Annotated in this window: 20 protein-coding genes; 12 read left to right on the top strand and 8 right to left on the bottom strand. The window is 69.1% G+C overall.

Going from position 1 to position 19,998, the window contains the following annotated elements; translation table 11 throughout:
* Positions 1-28 precede the first annotated feature (28 nt).
* Complete coding sequence (locus ACIBNA_RS23885) at positions 29-679, top strand: pirin family protein (protein WP_399167159.1); 651 nt, start codon at positions 29-31, stop codon at positions 677-679.
* Position 680: 1 nt separating this feature from the next.
* Here the strand turns inward: ACIBNA_RS23885 and ACIBNA_RS23880 are convergent, their stop codons facing one another.
* Together ACIBNA_RS23880 and ACIBNA_RS23875 are read right to left on the bottom strand one after the other, a co-directional pair.
* On the bottom strand, positions 681-1,496 hold the full coding sequence (locus tag ACIBNA_RS23880; RefSeq protein WP_399167158.1) for a serine hydrolase domain-containing protein: 816 nt from the start codon (positions 1,494-1,496) through the stop codon (positions 681-683).
* Between the two features lie 18 nt (positions 1,497-1,514).
* Positions 1,515-1,982: a GNAT family N-acetyltransferase gene (locus ACIBNA_RS23875; protein ID WP_399167157.1), complete on the bottom strand. Its 468-nt coding sequence runs from the start codon at positions 1,980-1,982 to the stop codon at positions 1,515-1,517.
* Positions 1,983-2,080: 98 nt separating this feature from the next.
* Here ACIBNA_RS23875 and ACIBNA_RS23870 point away from each other — a divergent pair, with 98 nt between their 5' ends.
* Positions 2,081-2,545, top strand: coding sequence for a MerR family transcriptional regulator (locus ACIBNA_RS23870; RefSeq protein ID WP_399167156.1), 465 nt, complete (start codon positions 2,081-2,083; stop codon positions 2,543-2,545).
* On the top strand, positions 2,542-3,555 hold the full coding sequence (locus tag ACIBNA_RS23865) for an aldo/keto reductase (protein ID WP_399167155.1): 1,014 nt from the start codon (positions 2,542-2,544) through the stop codon (positions 3,553-3,555). The genes ACIBNA_RS23870 and ACIBNA_RS23865 overlap by 4 nt, the downstream gene beginning before the upstream one ends.
* Positions 3,556-3,633: 78 nt before the next feature.
* Here the strand turns inward: ACIBNA_RS23865 and ACIBNA_RS23860 are convergent, their stop codons facing one another.
* The 3 genes from ACIBNA_RS23860 to ACIBNA_RS23850 all read right to left on the bottom strand — a co-directional run bounded on the left by ACIBNA_RS23860 (position 3,634) and on the right by ACIBNA_RS23850 (position 6,472).
* A complete protein-coding gene (locus tag ACIBNA_RS23860) occupies positions 3,634-4,482 on the bottom strand; it encodes a DUF4429 domain-containing protein (protein WP_399167154.1) in 849 nt (282 codons plus the stop codon).
* Positions 4,483-4,557: 75 nt separating this feature from the next.
* Positions 4,558-5,766, bottom strand: a complete 1,209-nt coding sequence (locus ACIBNA_RS23855; protein WP_399167153.1) for an alpha/beta hydrolase — start codon at positions 5,764-5,766, stop codon at positions 4,558-4,560.
* Positions 5,767-5,839: 73 nt separating this feature from the next.
* Positions 5,840-6,472: a TetR family transcriptional regulator gene (locus tag ACIBNA_RS23850; protein ID WP_399167152.1), complete on the bottom strand. Its 633-nt coding sequence runs from the start codon at positions 6,470-6,472 to the stop codon at positions 5,840-5,842.
* A gap of 114 nt (positions 6,473-6,586) precedes the next feature.
* Here ACIBNA_RS23850 and ACIBNA_RS23845 point away from each other — a divergent pair, with 114 nt between their 5' ends.
* Together ACIBNA_RS23845 and ACIBNA_RS23840 are read left to right on the top strand one after the other, a co-directional pair.
* Positions 6,587-8,212, top strand: a complete 1,626-nt coding sequence (locus ACIBNA_RS23845) for an MFS transporter (protein ID WP_399167151.1) — start codon at positions 6,587-6,589, stop codon at positions 8,210-8,212.
* A 234-nt stretch (positions 8,213-8,446) separates the two neighbouring features.
* A complete protein-coding gene (locus ACIBNA_RS23840; protein WP_399167150.1) occupies positions 8,447-8,758 on the top strand; it encodes a small hydrophobic protein in 312 nt (103 codons plus the stop codon).
* A gap of 184 nt (positions 8,759-8,942) precedes the next feature.
* Here the strand turns inward: ACIBNA_RS23840 and ACIBNA_RS23835 are convergent, their stop codons facing one another.
* Together ACIBNA_RS23835 and aceE are read right to left on the bottom strand one after the other, a co-directional pair.
* The gene (locus tag ACIBNA_RS23835) at positions 8,943-9,677 is read right to left on the bottom strand and encodes a potassium channel family protein (protein ID WP_399167149.1); all 735 of its coding nucleotides are present in this window, start codon (positions 9,675-9,677) and stop codon (positions 8,943-8,945) included.
* Positions 9,678-9,765: 88 nt separating this feature from the next.
* Positions 9,766-12,513, bottom strand: a complete 2,748-nt coding sequence (aceE, locus tag ACIBNA_RS23830) for a pyruvate dehydrogenase (acetyl-transferring), homodimeric type (protein WP_399167148.1) — start codon at positions 12,511-12,513, stop codon at positions 9,766-9,768.
* 415 nt (positions 12,514-12,928) lie between these two features.
* On the opposite strand from aceE, the gene ACIBNA_RS23825 reads away from it, so the two are divergent.
* From ACIBNA_RS23825 to ACIBNA_RS23800, 6 genes are all read left to right on the top strand, one after another.
* Positions 12,929-13,366, top strand: coding sequence for a DUF3052 domain-containing protein (locus ACIBNA_RS23825; RefSeq protein ID WP_274815996.1), 438 nt, complete (start codon positions 12,929-12,931; stop codon positions 13,364-13,366).
* Between the two features lie 131 nt (positions 13,367-13,497).
* Entirely contained in the window at positions 13,498-13,956 is a 459-nt protein-coding gene (locus ACIBNA_RS23820) for a peroxiredoxin (RefSeq protein ID WP_010048511.1), read from the top strand.
* Positions 13,957-14,103: 147 nt separating this feature from the next.
* Complete coding sequence (locus ACIBNA_RS23815) at positions 14,104-14,679, top strand: TerD family protein (RefSeq protein ID WP_399167147.1); 576 nt, start codon at positions 14,104-14,106, stop codon at positions 14,677-14,679.
* A 94-nt stretch (positions 14,680-14,773) separates the two neighbouring features.
* Entirely contained in the window at positions 14,774-15,349 is a 576-nt protein-coding gene (locus tag ACIBNA_RS23810; RefSeq protein WP_399167146.1) for a TerD family protein, read from the top strand.
* A gap of 128 nt (positions 15,350-15,477) precedes the next feature.
* Positions 15,478-16,626, top strand: a complete 1,149-nt coding sequence (locus tag ACIBNA_RS23805; protein WP_399167145.1) for a DUF475 domain-containing protein — start codon at positions 15,478-15,480, stop codon at positions 16,624-16,626.
* A 130-nt stretch (positions 16,627-16,756) separates the two neighbouring features.
* On the top strand, positions 16,757-17,491 hold the full coding sequence (locus tag ACIBNA_RS23800) for a Tellurium resistance (RefSeq protein ID WP_399167144.1): 735 nt from the start codon (positions 16,757-16,759) through the stop codon (positions 17,489-17,491).
* Between the two features lie 165 nt (positions 17,492-17,656).
* Here the strand turns inward: ACIBNA_RS23800 and ACIBNA_RS23795 are convergent, their stop codons facing one another.
* Positions 17,657-18,601, bottom strand: a complete 945-nt coding sequence (locus ACIBNA_RS23795; RefSeq protein WP_399167143.1) for a TerD family protein — start codon at positions 18,599-18,601, stop codon at positions 17,657-17,659.
* Positions 18,602-18,831: 230 nt separating this feature from the next.
* Between ACIBNA_RS23795 and ACIBNA_RS23790 the strand changes: the two genes are divergently transcribed.
* Positions 18,832-19,998, top strand: coding sequence for an HpcH/HpaI aldolase/citrate lyase family protein (locus ACIBNA_RS23790; RefSeq protein ID WP_399167142.1), 1,167 nt, complete (start codon positions 18,832-18,834; stop codon positions 19,996-19,998).

Raw genomic sequence — 19,998 nt, 5'->3', positions numbered from 1 at the left:
CGTCGCCGGGTCTACGGTGGACTCCGTGATGGATATTCGGCGCGCCGAAGAGCGCTACCAGGGCGGTGACCCGGCGGCCGGAATCGAGAGCTGGCACGCCTTCTCCTTCGGGCCTCACTACGACCCGGACAACCTCCGTTTCGGCGCGGTGATCGCCTGCAACGAGGAGCACCTGGCGCCCGGCGCCGGCTTCGACGAGCACCCGCACAGCCACACCGAGATCGTGACGTGGGTGGTCGAGGGCGAGCTGACGCACCGGGACTCCACCGGGCACGAGTCGGTGGTGCGCCATGGAGACGTGCAGCGGCTCAGCTCGGCGGGCGGGGTGCGCCACGTGGAGCGCAACGACGGCCCCGGCCCCCTCACCTTCGTCCAGATGTGGCTGGCCCCGCTCCGGCCCGGCGGCGACCCGTACTACGAAGTCGTCCACGGCATCGCCGACTCGACGCCCTACGCCGTCCCGGAGGCCGGCGCGATGCTGCACGTACGGCGCCTGGGGGCGGGGGAGCGGACGGCGGTACCGGACGCGGCGTACGCGTACGTGCACGTCGTACGCGGTGATGTACGCCTGGACGGCGAGACGCTGGGCGCCGGCGACGCGGCCCGGATCACCGACGCCAAGGGCCTGGAGGCGGAGGGCGTGACGGAGGCGGAGCTGCTGGTCTGGGAGATGGCCTGAGCTATAGGTCGGCCAGTACCGCGTCCGTGAACACCGGCCACGCCTCGATCGCCCACGGCCCGAACGCCCGGTCCGTCAGCGCGACGCACGCGGCCCGCGCGTCGGGGTCGATCCACAGGAACGTCCCGGACTGCCCGAAGTGCCCGAACGTGCGCGGCGAGGACGTCGAGCCCGTCCAGTGCGGCGACTTGGAGTCGCGGATCTCGAAGCCGAGCCCCCAGTCGTTGGGGTTCTGGTGGCCGTAGCCCGGCAGGACGCCCTTCGTGCCCGGGTAGTGCACGGTCATCGCCTCGGCGACCGTACGGGGGTCCAGCAGGCGCGGGGCCTGCACCTCGGCCGCGAACCGCAGCAGGTCCTCGACCGTGGACACCCCGTCCTTGGCCGGAGAGCCGTCGAGGGTCGTCGAGGCCATCCCCAGCGGCTCCAGCACGGCCTGGCGCAGGTACTCCCCGAACGGGATGTCGGTCGCCTTCGCGACGTGGTCGCCCAGCTGCTCGAAGCCGGCGTTCGAGTACAGCCGCCGTTCCCCGGGCGGGGCCGTGACCTTGTGCTCGTCGAAGGCGAGGCCCGAGGTGTGCGCGAGCAGGTGCCGGACCGTCGACCCGGCCGGACCGGCGGGTTCGTCGAGCTCGACGGCCCCCTCCTCGTACGCGACGAGCACCGCGTAGGCGGCGAGCGGCTTGGTCACCGACGCGAGCGGGAACCGCTGTCCGGCCGCTCCGTGGGTGCCGAGGACGGTGCCGTCGGCTCGTACGACACCCGCCGCGGCGGTGGGAACCGGCCAGTTCTCGATCAACGCGAGGCTCTTCAACGACATGCGTTCGAGCCTATGCGCTCAGAGCGTCAGCTCCAGCAAGGGGTCGGGCTTGGGCCGGAAACCGAGGGAGACGTACAGCGGCTCGGCCTCCGGCGAGGCGGTGAGCTGCACGCGCCGGGCGCCGCGCTCGCGGAACCACTCCAGCAGCGTGGTCATGCACGCGCGCGCGTACCCACGGCGCCGGGCGTCCGGGTCGGTGGCGACACTGAAGACGAAGCCCACCATGCCCTGCGGGTCGCCCGACTTCCCGATGCGGTAGTCGATCGTCCCGGCCACCAGCGACGCCAACGCCCCCGGCCGCTCGGGGTGGTCCACGACGAATGCCGTGAAGTCCCCTTCCGATTCGCCCAGTTTGGCTCTCAGTGTGGGGAGGGACTCCCCGTGCCAGGCGGTGGCGGGATCATTGAACAACGAGTCGATCATGATCTGGCGCAGGCGGAGGACTTCCTCGGCGTCCTCGGGCAGGGCGCGACGTACGACACTCATGACGCCCCACGCTAACCAGCCGGGTCAAGAAGTGTCCTGCCGATTTCTTACCGTCGGCGCTTGCTTGGAGTGCACTCCAAGGTTCTAGCGTTGGGGTCATGACGGTGATGGAGACCACGGGGACCAGTGCCGACACCTGCGCCGGCCCGCCGCAGCAGAACCGGCGCCCGGACGGCCAGGACAGGTACACGATCAGCGAGGTCGTCGCCCTGACCGGCCTGACGGCACACACCCTGCGCTGGTACGAGCGCATCGGCCTGATGCCGCACATCGACCGGTCCCACACCGGCCAGCGCCGCTACACCAACCGCGACCTCGACTGGCTCGACCTCGTGGGCAAGCTCCGCCTGACGGGCATGCCGGTCGCCGACATGGTCCGGTACGCGGAACTCGTACGTGAGGGTGACCACACCTACGGCGAGCGCTTCGAGTTGCTGAAGACGACCCGCGAGGACGTGCTGGCCAGGATCGACGAACTCCGGGGCACGCTCGCCGTGCTCGACCGGAAGATCAGTTTCTACGCGGACGCCGGGCGTGCACTGGCGTCGGAGAGGTCCCGATGACGGACGGCAGGATCACGACGGCGAAGCTCGGCGACCACGGCCCCGAGGTGGGTGTCCAGGGCCTCGGCTGCATGGGCATGAGCTTCGCCTACGGCCCCGTGGACGCGGACGCGTCCCGGGCCACTCTCGAACGGGCGCTCGAACTGGGCGTCACCTTCTACGACACGGCCGACGCGTACGGCGCCGGCGAGAACGAGCGGTTCCTGTCGCCGTTCTTCAAGGCCCACCGCGACGAGGTCGTCATCGCGACCAAGTTCGCCCTGTCGATCCCCCCGGACGACCCGACGCGACGCGTCATCCGCAACGACCCGCCCTACATCCGCCAGGCCGTCGAGGCCAGCCTGAAGCGCCTCGACGTCGACGTCATCGACCTCTACTACATGCACCGGCGCGATGTGAACGTGCCGATCGAGGAGAGCGTCGGCACCATGGCCGACCTGGTCCGCGAGGGCAAGGTCAAGCACCTGGGCCTGAGCGAGGTCACGGCGGACGAACTCCGCGCCGCCCACGCGGTGCACCCGATCGCGGCCGTGCAGTCGGAGTGGTCACTGTTCAGCCGTGACATCGAGCCGAAGGTCGTCCCCGCGGCCCGCGACCTGGGCGTCGCCCTGGTCCCTTACTCCCCGCTCGGCCGCGGCTTCCTCACGGGCTCCTTCGCCAAGGCCGAGGACCTGACCTCCGACGACTTCCGCCGCCAGCAGCCCCGTTTCACCGGGGACAACGCGGCGAGGAACGCGGCCCTGCTGGAGCCGATCCGCACGATCGCCTCGTCCCACGGCGCGACCCCGGGCCAGATCGCCCTGGCCTGGGTCCAGCAGCAGGCAGCGGTCCACAACCTCCCGGTGATCCCGATCCCGGGCACCCGCAAGCCGACGAGGGTGGAGGAGAACACGGCGGCAACCGGGATCGTCCTGACGGACGAGCAACTGGCCCTGCTGGACGGCATCGCGGCCCAGGTGGCGGGCAACCGCTACGCGGACATGGCGTTCACTTCGGCGGGCCGTGAGTAGAGGTTTTCAGGGGCGCGGGGAACTGCGCGAACAACCACGCACAACCCGCGCCCGCCAACTCACCGAACCCGGCAGACGCTAAAGCTCCGCCAACAACTCAGCCTTCTTGACCGAGAACTCCTCATCGGTCACCAACCCGGCCTGATGCAACTCCCCGAGATGCCGAATCCGCTCGGCGATATCCGCAGGATCCCGGCGCGGCCCGGCCGCGGACACGGCCGCCACCGGACTCGACGTCCGCACCGCCGCCAACACCGCCGCAGCGAACGGCAGTGACTCATGCACAGGCCCATACCCCAGACCGAACACCACCGCGGCAGGATCCTGGTCAGCCTGCGCAGCTTCCCCGGCTCCGTCGCGCCGCAGCAACCGCAGATGCCCCTCGAAGACCTCGGGCGACCGCCACTCCACCCCGTTCAGCTCCCCGACGGAGAAGCTCTGGTCCCCGGCCTTCCACTTCGCCGACGACGCCCCCGTCCAGAACCACCGGAAGTTCACGGTCCGCCCGTCGAACGAGGCCTTCCCGTCGTACGCCTTGAACGACAACGGCCCCTTGGGCGGCTCCACGAGGAACCGGTCCGAGGGTCCGGACTCCGTCAGCAGCCCTTGCAGTTCCTCGGCGTAGTACTCCGCGAGGACCTCCCGCTCGGCGGGCAGCACCAGCCGGTAGGGATCGCCGCTGTCCTTGAGCTGCCCGGCGGCCGCCTCCATCAACGGATCCGCACCGGGCCGCGGCTCGACACGCAGCACCACCGTTCCGCGTTTCCCGCGCGTCAGTGTCACCCCGGCGATCGCCTCCAGGGGCACGCGGCGTTCCCCCAGGGCCTGGAAGAGCTTGGGTGCTCGAATCCCCCGTTCGTAGCGGATGAGCACGGAGTCGGACTCGAACTCCCAGGCGGCATGAAATCCGGCCAGTACGTCACCCATGCGGCTCATCGTATGCGGCACGCGCTCCTTCGTCCCCCTCCCGAGCAGACCGCAGTTTCTTCACCTCTACGCGCGTCAGGCCGCCGCCGTGCCGGACAAACCGGTCCGGCAGACGCCGTCTTCGTGCGCGCAGTGCACCGAGCGGTATGCGCCTACGCCGATCTCTGCGAAATTCATCAGACTTGCCGTGCCCGGCTCGAAGTAGCCGGCGTGACCCTTCGCACCCTGCGCCGACAGCACCCGCGCACCGAACCCGGTGGACACCGGATCGGCCCCGTGGCCCAGCCCGCCGACCTCCAGGTACGGCACGTCCTGGATCCAGTCGTCGGCGTCCCGCATCGCCCACACCCGGGCGGCGGTGTGCAGCTGGGCGGCCTTCTCGACGCGCATGCCGGGGCTGCCGGCCACCGCGATGTCGGAGACCCGGCCCGGCAGCGAGCGCGCGGCGACCCCGCACACCACGGAGCCGTAGCTGTGGCAGAACAGCGAGACCGGCGAGCTGCCCGGCAGCGCCCGAACCAGCGCGTTCAGCCGTAGGGCCCCCTCCTCGGCGCGCATCGCCGTGGCCGAGTCGATGCCGAGTCCGCTGGGGGCGGTGTAGTCGGCCCAGGCGATCACGGCCGTACGGGTCGAGGGGCTCGCCGCCCGCTCGGCCGCGTACAGGGACTCGGCCATGCCGACGGGCGCCGAGTACTTGCGCTGGGTGCGCTGGAAGGTGAGCAGGTCGGTGTCCACGCCGGGCACGACGACCGAGACCCGGTCCGCCTCGCCCAGGTCGCCGAAGACCTCCGCCACCCGCCCCGAGCCCTCGGGGTCGAAGGCGAGGATGTGGCGGCCCTTCTCCATGAGGTCCTCGAAGCGGTGCATCCGGCGGCCCGCCTCGTGCTTCCCGGCCGCGGTGAGGCGGCTGTCGTGCGTGCGTTCCCGCTCGACCTCGCGTGCCTGGCCGAGCGCGATGCGATTGGCGCGGTAGCGCAGTTCGACCGGGGCGCCGTTCATGTTGCCGACCGCGAGCGGGTACTTGTGGACCAGGCTCGCGCGGTCCCGCTCGGTGAGCGAGGCGAAGAAACGGGCCAGCTTCGTCGGCTGGGACTGCGGGTCCGGCAGCCGGAGACCGTCGATCCGGCCGTGCTCCCAGGCGGAGAGCGAGGCCTGGAGCGGCGTGTCGCCCCGCTGGTTGCGCAGGGCCGTCCAACCACTGGTCGCCAGCATCACGAACACGACGGCCAGAGCGAGCAGTGCGCGCCAGACGTTCAGTTGCGGGGTGGTGTCGAAGGAAGTCACTGAAAGGACACACTAGGAGAACGAGAGGGTCTCGCGTTAGCCAAGTGACCGGGATCACGTTTCGGTGTATGTGCTAAGGGGACTGTCCCGTACGCCAGTTCCCGGCCAGGGCCGGACCCACCTGATCGAGGTAGGTGGCGGTCAGTTGGCGCATTCCCTCGAGACTGAGGTCGTCCCCCGCGGACCACAGTCGCTCGGTGACGCGAATCACTCCGCCGAAGAGGGCCACGATGATCCTGGGCCGCGGGTCCGCGTCCACGTCGAGCCCCTCGCGCTCGGCGATGATGCGGGCGAGCTCCTCCTCCAGTTCCGCCGCCCGCCGCAGATGGGCGGCGAGCAGCGCGGGCGTCGACTCGATCACCCGGTACACGCGCATATGGAGGTCGACCGGCACGATCTCCTCGATCGTCTCGTTGATCGCGTCCCAGCTCTCCAGTACGGCCCGGCGCAGCGCCTCCAGCGGGGCCTCGCCCGGCGGCCGGGCCCGTACGGCCTCGACGACCTGCGTCTCGGCGAGCCGCGGCACGTAGAACGCCGTCTCCTCCTTGCCCGCGAAGTAGCGGAAGAAGGTGCGCTGCGAGACGTCGACGGCGGCGGCGATGTCGTCCACGGTCGTCTCGTCGTACCCGCGCGTGGCGAACAGTTCCAGGGCGGCCCGCAGCAGCGCGTCCCGGGTGCGTTGCTTCTTGCGTTCGCGCAGGTTCAAGAGGTGCCTTTCTCTGAAGGGTTTGCCCAGTTCAGGCTATAGCGGAGTGTCGTGTCAGTTACCGACTTGTGAATTGGTTTGTCAATTGTCAGTGGCTGTCATTAGCCTCGAAGCATGACTAGTCAGACCACCATCGACACGACGGGGTCGGGGGGCAAGGCACCGGCGACGCCGTCGGGCGCGACGCCGGGCAAGGGGCTGCGAGGGCATCCCTGGCTCACCCTCATCACCGTCGCTGTGGGGGTCATGATGGTGGCCCTCGACGGCACCATCGTGGCCATAGCCAACCCCGCCATACAGAAGGACCTCGGCGCCACGTTCGCCCAGGTCCAGTGGATCACCAACGGATACTTCCTCGCTCTCGCGGTCTCCCTGATCACCGCGGGCAAACTCGGCGACCGCTTCGGTCACCGGCAGACCTTCCTCATCGGCGTCGTCGGCTTCGCCGCCGCCTCGGGCGCCATCGGTCTGTCCGACAGCATCGCGCTGGTCGTCACCTTCCGCGTCCTGCAGGGTCTCTTCGGCGCGCTGCTGATGCCGGCCGCACTCGGCCTGCTGCGGGCCACCTTCCCGGCCGAGAAGCTCAACATGGCGATCGGCATCTGGGGCATGGTCATCGGCGCGTCCACCGCGGGCGGCCCGATCCTCGGCGGTGTGCTCGTCGAGCACGTCAACTGGCAGTCGGTGTTCTTCATCAACGTGCCGGTCGGTGTCCTCGCCGTCGTCCTCGGCGTGTGGATCCTGCTCGACCACCGCGCCGAGAACGCCCCGCGCTCCTTCGACATCCTGGGCATCGCCCTGCTGTCGGCCTCCGTGTTCTGCCTGGTGTGGGCGCTCATCAAGGCCCCGCCGTCCGAGTGGGGCTGGGGCGACGCCAAGACGCTGGCGTTCCTCGGCGCCTCCGTGCTGGGCTTCGCGCTGTTCGCCTTCTGGGAGACGAAGGTGAAGGAGCCGCTGATCCCGCTCGCGCTGTTCCGCTCCGTGGCGCTGTCCGCGGGTGTCGTCCTGATGGTCCTGATGGCCATCGCCTTCATGGGCGGCCTGTTCTTCGTGACGTTCTACCTCCAGAACGTGCACGGCATGGGCCCGATCGACGCGGGTCTGCACCTGCTGCCGCTCACCGGCATGATGATCGTCGGCTCGCCGCTCGCCGGCGCGATGATCACCAAGTTCGGCCCCCGCGTCCCGCTCGCGGGCGGTATGGCGTTCACCGCGATCGCCATGTTCGGGATGTCGACGCTGGAGACGGACACCGGCAGCGGCATCATGTCGCTCTGGTTCGCCCTGCTCGGCCTCGGTCTCGCGCCGGTCATGGTCGGCGCGACCGAGGTCATCGTCGGCAACGCCCCGATGGAGCTGTCGGGCGTGGCGGGCGGTCTTCAGCAGGCCGCCATGCAGATCGGCGGCAGCCTCGGTACGGCCGTGCTGGGCGCGGTGATGGCCTCCAAGGTCGGCAGCGACCTCGCGGGCAACTGGACGAAGGCGGGGCTTCCGCCGCTGACGCCGGAGCAGGAGCACCAGGCGGCCGAGGCCGTCCAGGTCGGTGTCCCGCCGGTCGCGCCGGGGACGCCGGACGCGATCGCCGCGAAGATCACGGGCGTCGCGCACGACACGTTCATCTCCGGCATGAGCGCGGCGTCCCTCGTCGCCGCCGGCGTTGCCGTGGTGGCGGTGCTGGTGGCGTTCCTCACCAAGCGCGGTGAGAACGCGGGCGCCGGCGCGGGCGCGGCGCACATCTGACGGTCTCTCCCGGGTGTTCGCCTATCAGGGTGAACAAGACCGCCGATCCCTCCCCTCCGGCGGGCATCGCAGGTCACAGTGGGTCAAGTCCTCCGCAGGGCATGGAGGACGGACGCTGCGGCGCGCTGCTGGAGGGGGGCAGCGCGCAAGCAGCGGGATTGAGGCCCGTTTTGGGGGTACTCGCCATGTCGTACCCGAACCGAACCCCAACCGACTGAGGGTTTACGGGAGTTGATGATGGCGAGCTTCGGACACGGTACGCGCAGGCACCCCCGCTCACGTGGCCGGACGTGGTCACGGACCGGGCCGGATCGCGCGACGCTCGGAATCATCGGAGTCATCTGCGCGGTCGCCGGATTCTTCGTGCTGGGGATCATCCTCGGCCCCGTGGCGATCGTCTGCGGCTGGCTCGCCATGGGCCGCACCTGGTCGGGCTCCCGCCCGGCCGCGGCCGTCGTCGCCCTCATCCTGGGCGTCATCGACACGCTCCTGGCCATCATCTGGCTGTCCGGAGCGGCAACCCCGGGCAACGGCATGCTGTTCTGACCCGGGGAAGTGAGGGAAGGGCCCCCGGCGGTTGAGCCGGGGGCCCACCCTTGGCTGCGGGCAGTCGTGCCGCTGGGGCGGCACGGGTGGGCGCTGGGGGTACCCCCTGCTCGAAGAGCTTGGGGGAGGGGCCACGCTCCGCCGGGTTGCGCAACGCCCCGAGCTCAGTCGCAGAGGACAGTGGCTACTCGGCCGGCGTCCCCTTCAACGCCGCCAGCTCCCCCCGCAATGCCCGCACCTCCTCCGTCAACTCCCGTATCGCCTCCGTCTGCCGCCGCTCCTCCACATCATCCTTCTCGAACCGCGCGATGAACCACGTCGCGATGTTCGCCGTCACCACACCCAGCAGAGCGATCCCGGACAGCATCAATCCCACCGCCAGCATCCGCCCCAACCCGGTGGTCGGCGAATGATCCCCGTACCCCACGGTCGTCATCGTCGTGAACGACCACCACACCGCATCACCCAGTGTCCGGATGTTCCCGTCCGGCGAGTCCCGCTCCACCGACAGCACCGCCAGCGACCCGAACATCAGCAGCCCGACCACCGCACCGCCGACATAGGTCGTCAGCCTTATCTGCGAGGCCATCCGAGCCCGCTGCCCCACCAGCAGCAGCGTCGACACCAACCGCAGCAACCGCATCGGCTGAAGCAGCGGCAGCAACACCGCGCCCAGGTCGAGCCAGTGCGTCCGTACGAACGCCAGCCGCTGCTCGGCGAGCGCGAGCCGTACGACGTAGTCGAGTGCGAACGCGCCCCACACCACCCACTCGACGGCCGTGCACACCTCCACCACGTCCCGGTCGGCGTCGGGCCGGACGATCGGCACGGCATAGGCGACGGCGAACGCCAGGGCCAGGCCGAAGAGGGGCCGCTGCGTGTGCTGTTCCCAACGGAGTTGGGCCGACTGCTGCTGCATGGCCGAATCGTAGAAAACGTGAAGGGGTGGTGTGCCCACGGTCTACCCGTGAGGCTCACCACCCCTTGTCAGGGCCTGGCCTGACGCGTTATGCGTCGCCGCCCGCGACCCCCGGGTCGGCCGCCGACACGTCGAGCAGCTGGTACCGGTCGATGGCCTGCTTGAGCACCGACCGGTCGACCTTGCCCTCACGGGCCAGCTCGGTCAGCACCCCCACCACGATCGACTGCGCGTCGATGTGGAAGAAGCGGCGGGCCGCACCTCGCGTGTCGGCGAAGCCGAAGCCGTCGGCGCCGAGCGACTGGTACGTCTGCGGCACCCAGCGCGCGATCTGGTCCGGAACCGAGCGCATCCAGTCGGACACGGCCACGACCGGACCCTCCGCGCCCGCCAGCTTCCGCGTCACGTACGGCACCCGCTGCTCCTCCTCGGGGTGCAGCAGGTTGTGCTCCTCGCAGGCCACTGCCTCGCGCCGCAGCTCGTTCCAGGAGGTCGCCGACCAGACGTCGGCCTTGACGTTCCAGTCCTCGGCGAGGATCTTCTGCGCCTCGACCGCCCACGGCACCGCGACACCGGACGCCATGATCTGCGCCGGGATCGAGCCGCCCGTGCCCTCGCTGAAGCGGTAGACGCCCTTGATGATGCCCTCGACGTCCACGTTCTCGGGCTCGGCCGGGTGCTGGATCGGCTCGTTGTAGACGGTCAGGTAGTAGAAGACGTCCTCGCCGTGCGGATGCTCCTCGGAGCCGCCGTACATCCGGCGCAGGCCGTCCTTCACGATGTGCGCGATCTCGAAGCCGAACGCCGGGTCGTACGCCACGCAGCCGGGGTTCGTGGAGGCCAGCAGCTGCGAGTGGCCGTCGGCGTGCTGGAGGCCCTCACCGGTCAGGGTCGTACGGCCGGCGGTCGCGCCCAGGACGAAACCGCGCGCCAGCTGGTCGGACATCTGCCAGAACTGGTCGCCGGTGCGCTGGAAACCGAACATCGAGTAGAAGACGTAGACCGGGATCAGCGGCTCGCCATGGGTCGCGTAGGCCGAGCCGGCGGCGATGAGCGACGCCGTGCAGCCCGCCTCCGAGATGCCGTCGTGCAGCATCTGGCCGTTCGGCGACTCCTTGTAGGCGAGCAGCAGGTCACGGTCGACCGACTCGTACTGCTGGCCCAGCGGGTTGTAGATCTTCGCGCTCGGGAAGAACGAGTCCATGCCGAACGTGCGGTACTCGTCCGGCGCGATCAGCACGAACCGCTTGCCGATCTCCTTGTCCCGCATGAGGTCCTTGAGCAGGCGCACGAAGGCCATCGTCGTGGCGATCGACTGCTGGCCCGAGCCCTTCTTCACGGTCGCGTACGTCTTGTCCTCGGGCAGCGGCAGCGGCTTGGACCGGACGACGCGCGTGGGGACGTAACCGCCGAGCGAGCGGCGGCGGTCGTGCATGTACTGGAGCTCCTCCGACTCCGGGCCCGGGTGGTAGTACGGCGGGACGCCGGACTCCAGCTCCTTGTCCGAGATCGGCAGGTGCAGGCGGTCGCGGAAGCGCTTGAGGTCGTCGACCGTCAGCTTCTTCATCTGGTGCGTGGCGTTGCGGCCCTCGAAGTTCGGGCCCAGCGTCCAGCCCTTGATCGTCTTGGCGAGGATCACCGTCGGCTGGCCCTTGTGCTCCACGGCCGCCTTGTACGCCGCGAAGATCTTCCGGTGGTCGTGGCCGCCGCGGCCCAGGTGCAGGATCTGGTCGTCGGTCATGCCCTCGACCATCGCGCGCAGGCGGTGGTCGTCACCGAAGAAGTGGTCGCGGATGTACGCGCCGGTCTCCGTGGCGTACGTCTGGAACTGCCCGTCCGGCGTGGTGTTCATCTTGTTGACCAGCACGCCGTCGCGGTCCTGCGCGAGCAGCGGGTCCCAGGTGCGGTCCCAGACCAGCTTGATCACGTTCCAGCCGGCGCCGCGGAAGACCGACTCCAGCTCCTGGATGATCTTGCCGTTGCCGCGCACCGGCCCGTCGAGGCGCTGGAGGTTGCAGTTGACGACGAAGGTCAGGTTGTCCAGGCCCTCGCGGGCGGCGAGCGTGAGCTGGCCCAGCGACTCCGGCTCGTCCATCTCGCCGTCGCCGAGGAACGCCCACACGTGCGACTTGGACGTGTCCGCGATCCCGCGCGCGTGCATGTAGCGGTTCATCCGCGCCTGGTAGATCGCGCCGATCGGGCCGAGGCCCATCGACACCGTCGGGAACTCCCAGAAGTCCGGCATCAGGCGCGGGTGCGGGTACGACGACAGGCCGTACGGCGCCTTCGACTTCTCCTGGCGGAAGCCGTCCAGGTGCTGCTCGCTGAGCCGGTCCAGCAGGAAGGCGCGGGCGTAGATGCCCGGCGAGGCGTGCCCCTGGAAGAAGACCTGGTCGCCGCCGTCGCCCTCGTCCTTGCCGCGGAAGAAGTGGTTGAAGCCGACGTCGTAGAGGGAGGCGGAGGACGCGAACGTGGCGATGTGGCCGCCGACGCCGATGCCGGGGCGCTGGGCGCGCGAGACCATCACGGCCGCGTTCCAGCGGGTCGCGTTGAGGATCTTCCGTTCGATCTCCTCGTTGCCCGGGAAGAACGGCTCGCTCTTGGTGGGGATGGTGTTGACGTAGTCCGTGCTGCGCATCTCCGGCACGGCCACGCGCTTCTCGCGGGCCCGCTCGATCAGTCGCAGCATCAGGTAGCGGGCGCGCTCGCGGCCGCGCTCGTCGACGGCGGCGTCGAGGGAATCGAGCCACTCCTGCGTCTCTTCGGGATCGAAGTCAGGAACCTGACTCGGAAGGCCGCCAATGATGATCGGGTTGCGATCGGATGCGGAAGCCACGCTGTTCCTTACCTGTCAGAGGGCCTGCGAGGGCCGCTGTTTCGCTGGGGTCGCCGGTCGTTGTCGCTCTGGCCGCGCCGCTCCCCATGGTCCACCTCGGGGCCGTAAACGTCATCTCTACCCAGCGGTAACCCGGGCGTGGGACCGGCTCCGTGACGTATGGGGCGAATACCTTCGAGTCTCGTACCCACAGACGATTTCCAAACGCCCAAACAGGGCAGAAAGGTGTGGTGTGCGTCACCTTGGTCCATGATGGTGTGCCTGCGGTTGCGGCGACACCGCCGGGATCGTCACCGTTTCGGCGGTCTGAACGGTCGGGTACTTGCGCGATCCGTCCCGCCCGTGTGGACTACGGCCAATGCTTCGCGCACGCGCGTGGCTGAGATATTCCCAAGACATGATCAGGAGGCACCCCGTGAGCGCGACCGCGGACCACGCGGAGGAGCGGACGAACCCTGCCGCCAGGCTGGGGTTCCAGCCCGGGCAGGTGGTCCAGGAGATCGGCTACGACGACGACGTGGACCAGGAGCTCCGCCAGGCCATTGAGGCAATCGTCGAGGGCGACCTGGTGGACGAGGACTACGACGACGTGGCCGACGCCGTTGTGCTGTGGTTCCGTGACGACGACGGCGACCTGACGGATGCGCTGGTCGATGCCACCACGTACATCGAAGAGGGCGGCGCGATCCTGCTCCTCACCCCGAAGACGGGCCGTTCGGGCTATGTGGAGCCGAGCGACATCTCGGAAGCCGCCACGACGGCGGGCCTGACGGCGTCGAAGAGCGTCAGCGTCGGCAAGGACTGGAGCGGCAGCCGGCTGGCGACGCCCAAAGCCGCCAAGTCGAAGCGTTAGCCGTAAGGCACGTCCACACGTCAGTGGTACGGAAAGGGCGGGCCGGCATCGTCGGCCCGCCCACCGGTCTGCGCCGGTCCCTGCGTAGGGTGGGGTCCCATTCGAGAAGCCCCACGAAGGGACCCACAGCGATGGCGATCCAGGTCGGCGAGAAAGCCCCCGACTTCGAGCTCAAGGACAACCACGGCGCGAGCGTGAAGCTGTCCGACTTCCGCGGTCGGAAGAACGTGGTGCTGCTCTTCTACCCCTTCGCCTTCACCGGCGTGTGCACGGGCGAGCTGTGCGAGCTGCGGGACAACCTGCCGCAGTTCTCCGACCGCGACACCCAGCTGCTCGCCGTCTCCAACGACTCCATCCACACGCTGCGCGTCTTCGCCGAGCAGGAGGGTCTGGAGTACCCGCTGCTGTCGGACTTCTGGCCGCACGGCAACGTCTCGCGCGCCTACGGCGTCTTCGACGAGGACAAGGGTTGCGCCGTGCGCGGCACCTTCGTCATCGACAAGGAGGGCGTCGTGCGCTGGACCGTCGTCAACGGCCTGCCGGACGCGCGCGACCTGAACGACTACGTGAAGGCGCTCGACACCCTGTGACGCCGGTCGGGCGTCATGCGCTCGACACCCGCTGATTTGTCGGCTTCAGGGCCTGCGGGGGGCGGGAACCCGTCACTAGGATCGACTCGTTGATCCGACATCCGAGCACAACGGGGCATCCCGCCCCTGAACACCAATGGAGGACTCGTGGGAGTCAGCCTCAGCAAGGGCGGCAACGTATCGCTGACCAAGGAAGCGCCGGGCCTGACCGCGGTCATCATCGGTCTGGGGTGGGACGTCCGCACCACGACCGGCACGGACTTCGACCTGGACGCCAGCGCGCTGCTGCTGAACAACTCGGGCAAGGTCGCCAACGACCAGCACTTCATCTTCTTCAACAACCTCAAGACGCCGGACGGCTCCGTGGAGCACACCGGTGACAACCTCACCGGTGAGGGCGAGGGCGACGACGAGCAGATCAAGGTCAACCTGGCCACGGTCCCGGCCGACGTGGAGAAGATCGTCTTCCCGGTCTCGATCTACGACGCCGAGACCCGCCAGCAGTCCTTCGGCCAGGTGCGCAACGCGTTCATCCGCGTCGTGAACCAGGCCGGCGGCGCCGAGATCGCCCGGTACGACCTGAGCGAGGACGCCTCCACCGAGACCGCCATGGTCTTCGGTGAGCTCTACCGGCACGGCGCGGAGTGGAAGTTCCGCGCCATCGGCCAGGGCTACGCCTCGGGCCTGCGCGGCATCGCGCAGGACTTCGGCGTGAACGTCTGAGCCACTCAAAGGTCTCTCTGTCCGGCGCCGCACGGTTTACGTGCGGCGCCGGACGTGCAGGACCACCTGAGAAACACCACCCGGGGAGGGAACCATGGGCGTCACGCTCGCCAAGGGAGGCAACGTCTCCCTGTCCAAAGCCGTACCGAACCTCACTCAGGTGATGATCGGGCTCGGCTGGGACGCGCGCTCCACCACCGGAGCCCCTTTCGACCTCGACGCCAGCGCCCTGATGTGCAGCGGCGGGCGCGTGCTCGGGGACGAGTGGTTCGTGTTCTACAACCAGCTCAAGAGCCCGGACGGTTCCGTGGAGCACACCGGTGACAACCTCACCGGCGAGGGCGACGGCGACGACGAGTCGCTCCTGATCGACCTCTCCAAGGTGCCGCCCCAGTGCGACAAGATCGTCTTTCCCGTCTCCATCCACATGGCCGACGAACGCGGCCAGACCTTCGGCCAGGTCAGCAATGCCTTCATCCGCGTGGTGAACCAGGCGGACGGCCAGGAACTCGCCCGCTACGACCTCAGCGAGGACGCCTCCACGGAGACCGCGATGATCTTCGGCGAGGTCTATCGCCACCAGGACGAATGGAAGTTCAGGGCCGTCGGGCAGGGGTACGCGTCGGGGCTGCGGGGCATCGCTTTGGACTTCGGAGTCAACGTCTCGTAGCGCGATATGAGCAAAAGCCGGGGCCCGGTGGGGTGCGAAGGGTGGCCGACTAGACTTCGGCTTCAAAAGTTCGTAAAGCCGGGTACGGCGACGCGGGAGAGACCCGTACACACACGATTGGGTAGCCAGTGGTTCTGAAAACCTTCGGGTGGTCGTTCGCGGTCACCGCGCTCGGCCTGGTCGCAGCGGTCTTCTACGGAGGGTGGGCCGCCTTCGGGCTCGTAGCGATCCTGTCCGTCCTCGAGATCTCGCTGTCCTTCGACAACGCGGTGGTCAACGCCGGAATCCTGAAGAAGATGAGTGCCTTCTGGCAGAAAATCTTCCTCACGATCGGCATTCTGATCGCGGTGTTCGGCATGCGGCTGGTCTTCCCTGTCGTGATCGTCGCCCTCAGCGCCCAACTCGGGCCGATCGAGGCCGTCGACCTCGCGCTCACCGACAAGGACCGTTACCAGGAGCTCGTCACCGACGCCCACCCGTCGATCGCCGCGTTCGGTGGCATGTTCCTGCTGATGATCTTCCTGGACTTCATCTTCGAGGACCGGGACATCAAGTGGCTGGGCTGGCTGGAGCGGCCCCTGGCCAAGCTCGGCAAGGTCGACATGCTGTCGGTCTGCATCGCGCTGATCATCCTGCTGATCTCCGCGATGACCTTCGCGACCCACGCCCACCAGCACGGCGGCATGCACGTCGACAAGGCGGAGACGGTCCTCCTCTCCGGCGTCGCGGGCCTGATCACGTACATGATCGTGGGCGGTCTCTCCGGCTACTTCGAGGACAAGCTCGAAGAGGAGGAGGAACGCGAACACGAGCAGGAGGAAGAGGCCGTCCGGGCCGGCAAGCCGCGCTCCGCGGTGGTCGTGGCCGGCAAGGCCGCGTTCTTCATGTTCCTCTACCTGGAGGTCCTGGACGCGTCCTTCTCCTTCGACGGCGTGATCGGCGCCTTCGCCATCACCAACGACATCGTCCTGATGGCCCTCGGCCTCGGCATCGGCGCCATGTACGTCCGGTCGCTCACGGTCTACCTGGTCCGCCAGGGCACCCTCGACGAATACGTCTACCTGGAGCACGGCGCGCACTACGCGATCGGCGCGCTCGCCATGATCCTGCTCGTCACCATCCGGTACGAGATCAACGAGTTCATCACCGGCTCCGTCGGCGTCATCCTGATCGCCTGGTCCTTCTGGTCCTCCGTCCGCCGCAACCGCGCCCTGGCTGCGGCAGAGGGAAAAGCGGCGGGCTCGGGCGACAAGACTGAGGTCTCGTCCGGGGTGTGACACCCCTCCGGGCGAGGAACGCTCTGTGCGGGGCGGCCACCGAGGCGACTCCTCGGCGGCCGCCCCGTCGGTCGTCAAGGGCCGCGGGTACGGCGAGGACCCGCGGTCACCAAGTGAACGTGGGGGCGGAATGGGCCTGTTCGACGGACTCCGGCGTGGCGATGTGCAGTTCGACTCGGGTCACGCGGCAACCAACGCGATCGAACTGACCAAGCGGCGCGCGCAGATATCACTCAGCAAACAGGACGCGGCCACCGGCCATCTCCGCGTCAACCTGAGCTGGCGGATGCGCACCTCCGACATCGGCGGCCCGCAGCGCGAGAGCCTGCTGCGGCACCCCTTCAGGGCCCTCAAACCGCCGGAGGTCATCGGCCACAGCCAGAGCGTGGTCAACGTCGACCTCGACCTGGGCTGTCTGTACGAACTCCAGGACGGCAGCAAGGGCGTCGTCCAGCCCCTCGGCGGCTACTTCGGCGACGTCAACGCCCCGCCGTACGTCAAGCTCAGCGGCGACGACCGCTTCGGCTCCGGGTCCGGCGAGACGATGTACATCAACCTCGACCACCGCGACAGCATCAAGCGGCTCCTGATCTTCGTCTACATCTACGACGCGACACCCGCCTTCGACCGCGCCCACGCCATCGTCACCCTCTACCCGAGCAACGGCCCCCGCATCGAGATCCACCTCGACGAACGCCAGCCGCAGGCCCGCTCCTGCGCCGTCGTCATGATCGAGAAGGTCAAGGACGAGATCATCGTGCGCCGCGAGGCGAAGTTCGTCTACGGGTTCCAGGCCGAGCTGGACCGGCTGTACGGGTGGGGGCTCCAGTGGGGCCGGGGCTACAAGACGAAGGTCCAGCGCTGAGGCCGGGACGAGGGCGGGGCCGAGGGCCGGGCCCTTGCGGGTGTCGGCCCCCGGTCCTGCCTAGGCCCTGTCGTCAAATTCCCGCCTGCCCCGCGACGCCATGCACGCACTCTGACGCCGCGGGGCCCGCCCTTCGGGCGGACGACGGGAATGTGACGACAGGGCCTAGCGACCGATGAACTGCGGGCCCTGCGGGGGCAGACGGAAGTCCGGGTCGGGGGCCGCGGCTGCGACCGGCTGCGGGTAGCCGTAGCCGGACTGCGCCCCCGTGACGCCCGCCGTCGCCGGTGCCTGGGGGTAGCCGTACGCGGGCTGGCTGGTGGGATGCGGGTAGCCGTACGCCGGCTGGGTCGCCGGGGGCTGCTGGGGCGGATATCCGTACCCGGACTGCGCGGGCACCACGGTCGGCTGCTCCGGCGGCAGCGGCCGGGACACCTCGGGGGAGGGCGGGGCCGGGGCCGGGGGCTGCTGGGTGGGGGCGGAGGTCGTCGGCTGTGCGGGGCCGGCGGTCGTGGGCTGGGCCGTGCCGGCCGTGGTCGGTTGTCCGGCCGTCTCCTCCAACGCCTCCGACTCGTCCACCGAGATGCCGTAGTCGGTCGCGAGCCCCTGAAGCCCGTTCGAATAGCCCTCGCCCAGCGCCCGGAACTTCCAGCTCTCCCCGCGCCGGTACAGCTCGCCGCAGATCAGCGCGGTCTCCTCGCCCGTCTCGGGCTTGACGTCGAAGTACGCCAGAGCTTCCGCGCCGGTGCCCGCCGCGTCGTACAGCAGAATGCGCAGGGCCCGTACGCGGTCGAACGTGACGCCGTCCGCCGATGCGACCAGCAGAATCCGGCTGACTTCCGACTCGACACCGGCGAGATCTGTCTGGATCGTGTCGGTCAGGCCCTCGGCGACCCGCTTCTTGCCGAGCCGCCACACCTTCCCGGAAGGGTGCCGGGGCTGGTTGTAGAAGACGAAGTCCTCGTCGGAGCGCACACGACCGTCGGGGCCCAGGAGCAGCGCGGAGGCGTCGACGTCCGGAACCCCCTGCCCGGGTGTCCAGCGCAGCACGGCGCGTACCGTGGTGGCTTCCAGCGGGACGTTCGACCCCTTCAGCATCGCGTGCGTCATGCGGTCATCCTGCCTTCTCGGTCCTGCTCACGACAACGCGGGGGCCCGCGCTGCCACGAGCGGCGCCGACGGCCCTCGCGGACTACCGTCGTGATGGCCGGGCCTGGCTGTGCTTGCCCGCGTTACCTGAAATTCATGCCTGACGGGAACCTCTGCCATGGACTTCTACGTACTATTACCGGCCAGCTTCCGACGATTCGCAGGTCGCACAACCATCACGGGGGAGTTTCATGCGTCATTTCGGGCACATCGCCCCTGAGGTGCGGAAGCGTCTCTTCTACCGCGAGCCGTGCACGTTCACCGCGGATTCGCCGGCCGGGCTGCTCTCGGCCGCCCTCGGCGCCACGCTCTACAGCCCGGCCACCCGGGAACGCCTCGCCGACGACATCCTCAAGCAGGCCGGCCGCGGCGTGGTCTCCATGGTCCTGTGCCTGGAGGACTCGATCGACGACGCGGACGTCGGCCCGGGCGAGGAGAACCTCGTCCGCCAGCTCACGGCCCTCGCCGACCTCCCGGGAGCGGACCTGCCGCTGCTCTTCATCCGGGTCCGCGTCCCCGAGCAGATTCCCGACCTGGTACGACGCCTCGGGCCCGCCGTCCGGCTGCTGTCCGGATTCGTACTGCCGAAGTTCACCGAGGAACGCGGCATCCCCTTCCTGGAGGCCCTGGCGACCGCCGAGGCCGAAGGCGGCCACCGCCTCTTCGCCATGCCGGTGCTGGAGTCGCCGGAGCTGCTCTACCGCGAGTCGCGTGTGGCGACCCTGGAGGGCATCTCCCGGGCGGTCGACAAGTACCGCGACCGCGTGCTCGCCCTGCGCCTCGGCGTGACGGACTTCTGCTCCTCCTACGGGCTGCGCAGAGGCCCCGACATGACGGCCTACGACGTGCAGATCGTCGCCTCCGTGATCGCCGACGTGGTGAACATGCTGGGCCGCGTCGACGGGACCGGCTTCACCGTGACCGGGCCGGTGTGGGAGTACTTCCGGGTCCAGGAGCGCATGTTCAAGCCGCAGCTGCGGCAGAGCCCCTTCCTGGAGGTGCAGGCCGCGGAACTGCGCGAGAAGCTGATTGAGCACGCCATGGACGGCCTGCTCAGGGAGATCTCCCTGGACCACGCCAACGGACTGCTGGGCAAGACCTGCATCCACCCCTCGCACGTGCTGCCCGTGCACGCCCTGTCGGTCGTCAGCCACGAGGAGTTCTCGGACGCCCAGGACATCCTGCGCCCCGAGCGCGGCGGCGGGGGTGTGCTGAGATCGGCGTACACGAACAAGATGAACGAGGTGAAGCCGCATCGGGCCTGGGCCGAGCGGACGCTGCTGCGTGCCGAGGTTTTCGGTGTGGCGAACGAGGACATCGGCTTCGTGGAGCTGCTCGCGGCCGGCTTGTGCGACTGA

The organism is Streptomyces sp. NPDC050164 (genome assembly GCF_044459945.1).
Lineage (GTDB): Bacteria > Actinomycetota > Actinomycetes > Streptomycetales > Streptomycetaceae > Streptomyces > Streptomyces coeruleorubidus_A.
This window is presented reverse-complemented; position numbering and strand designations above follow the sequence as displayed.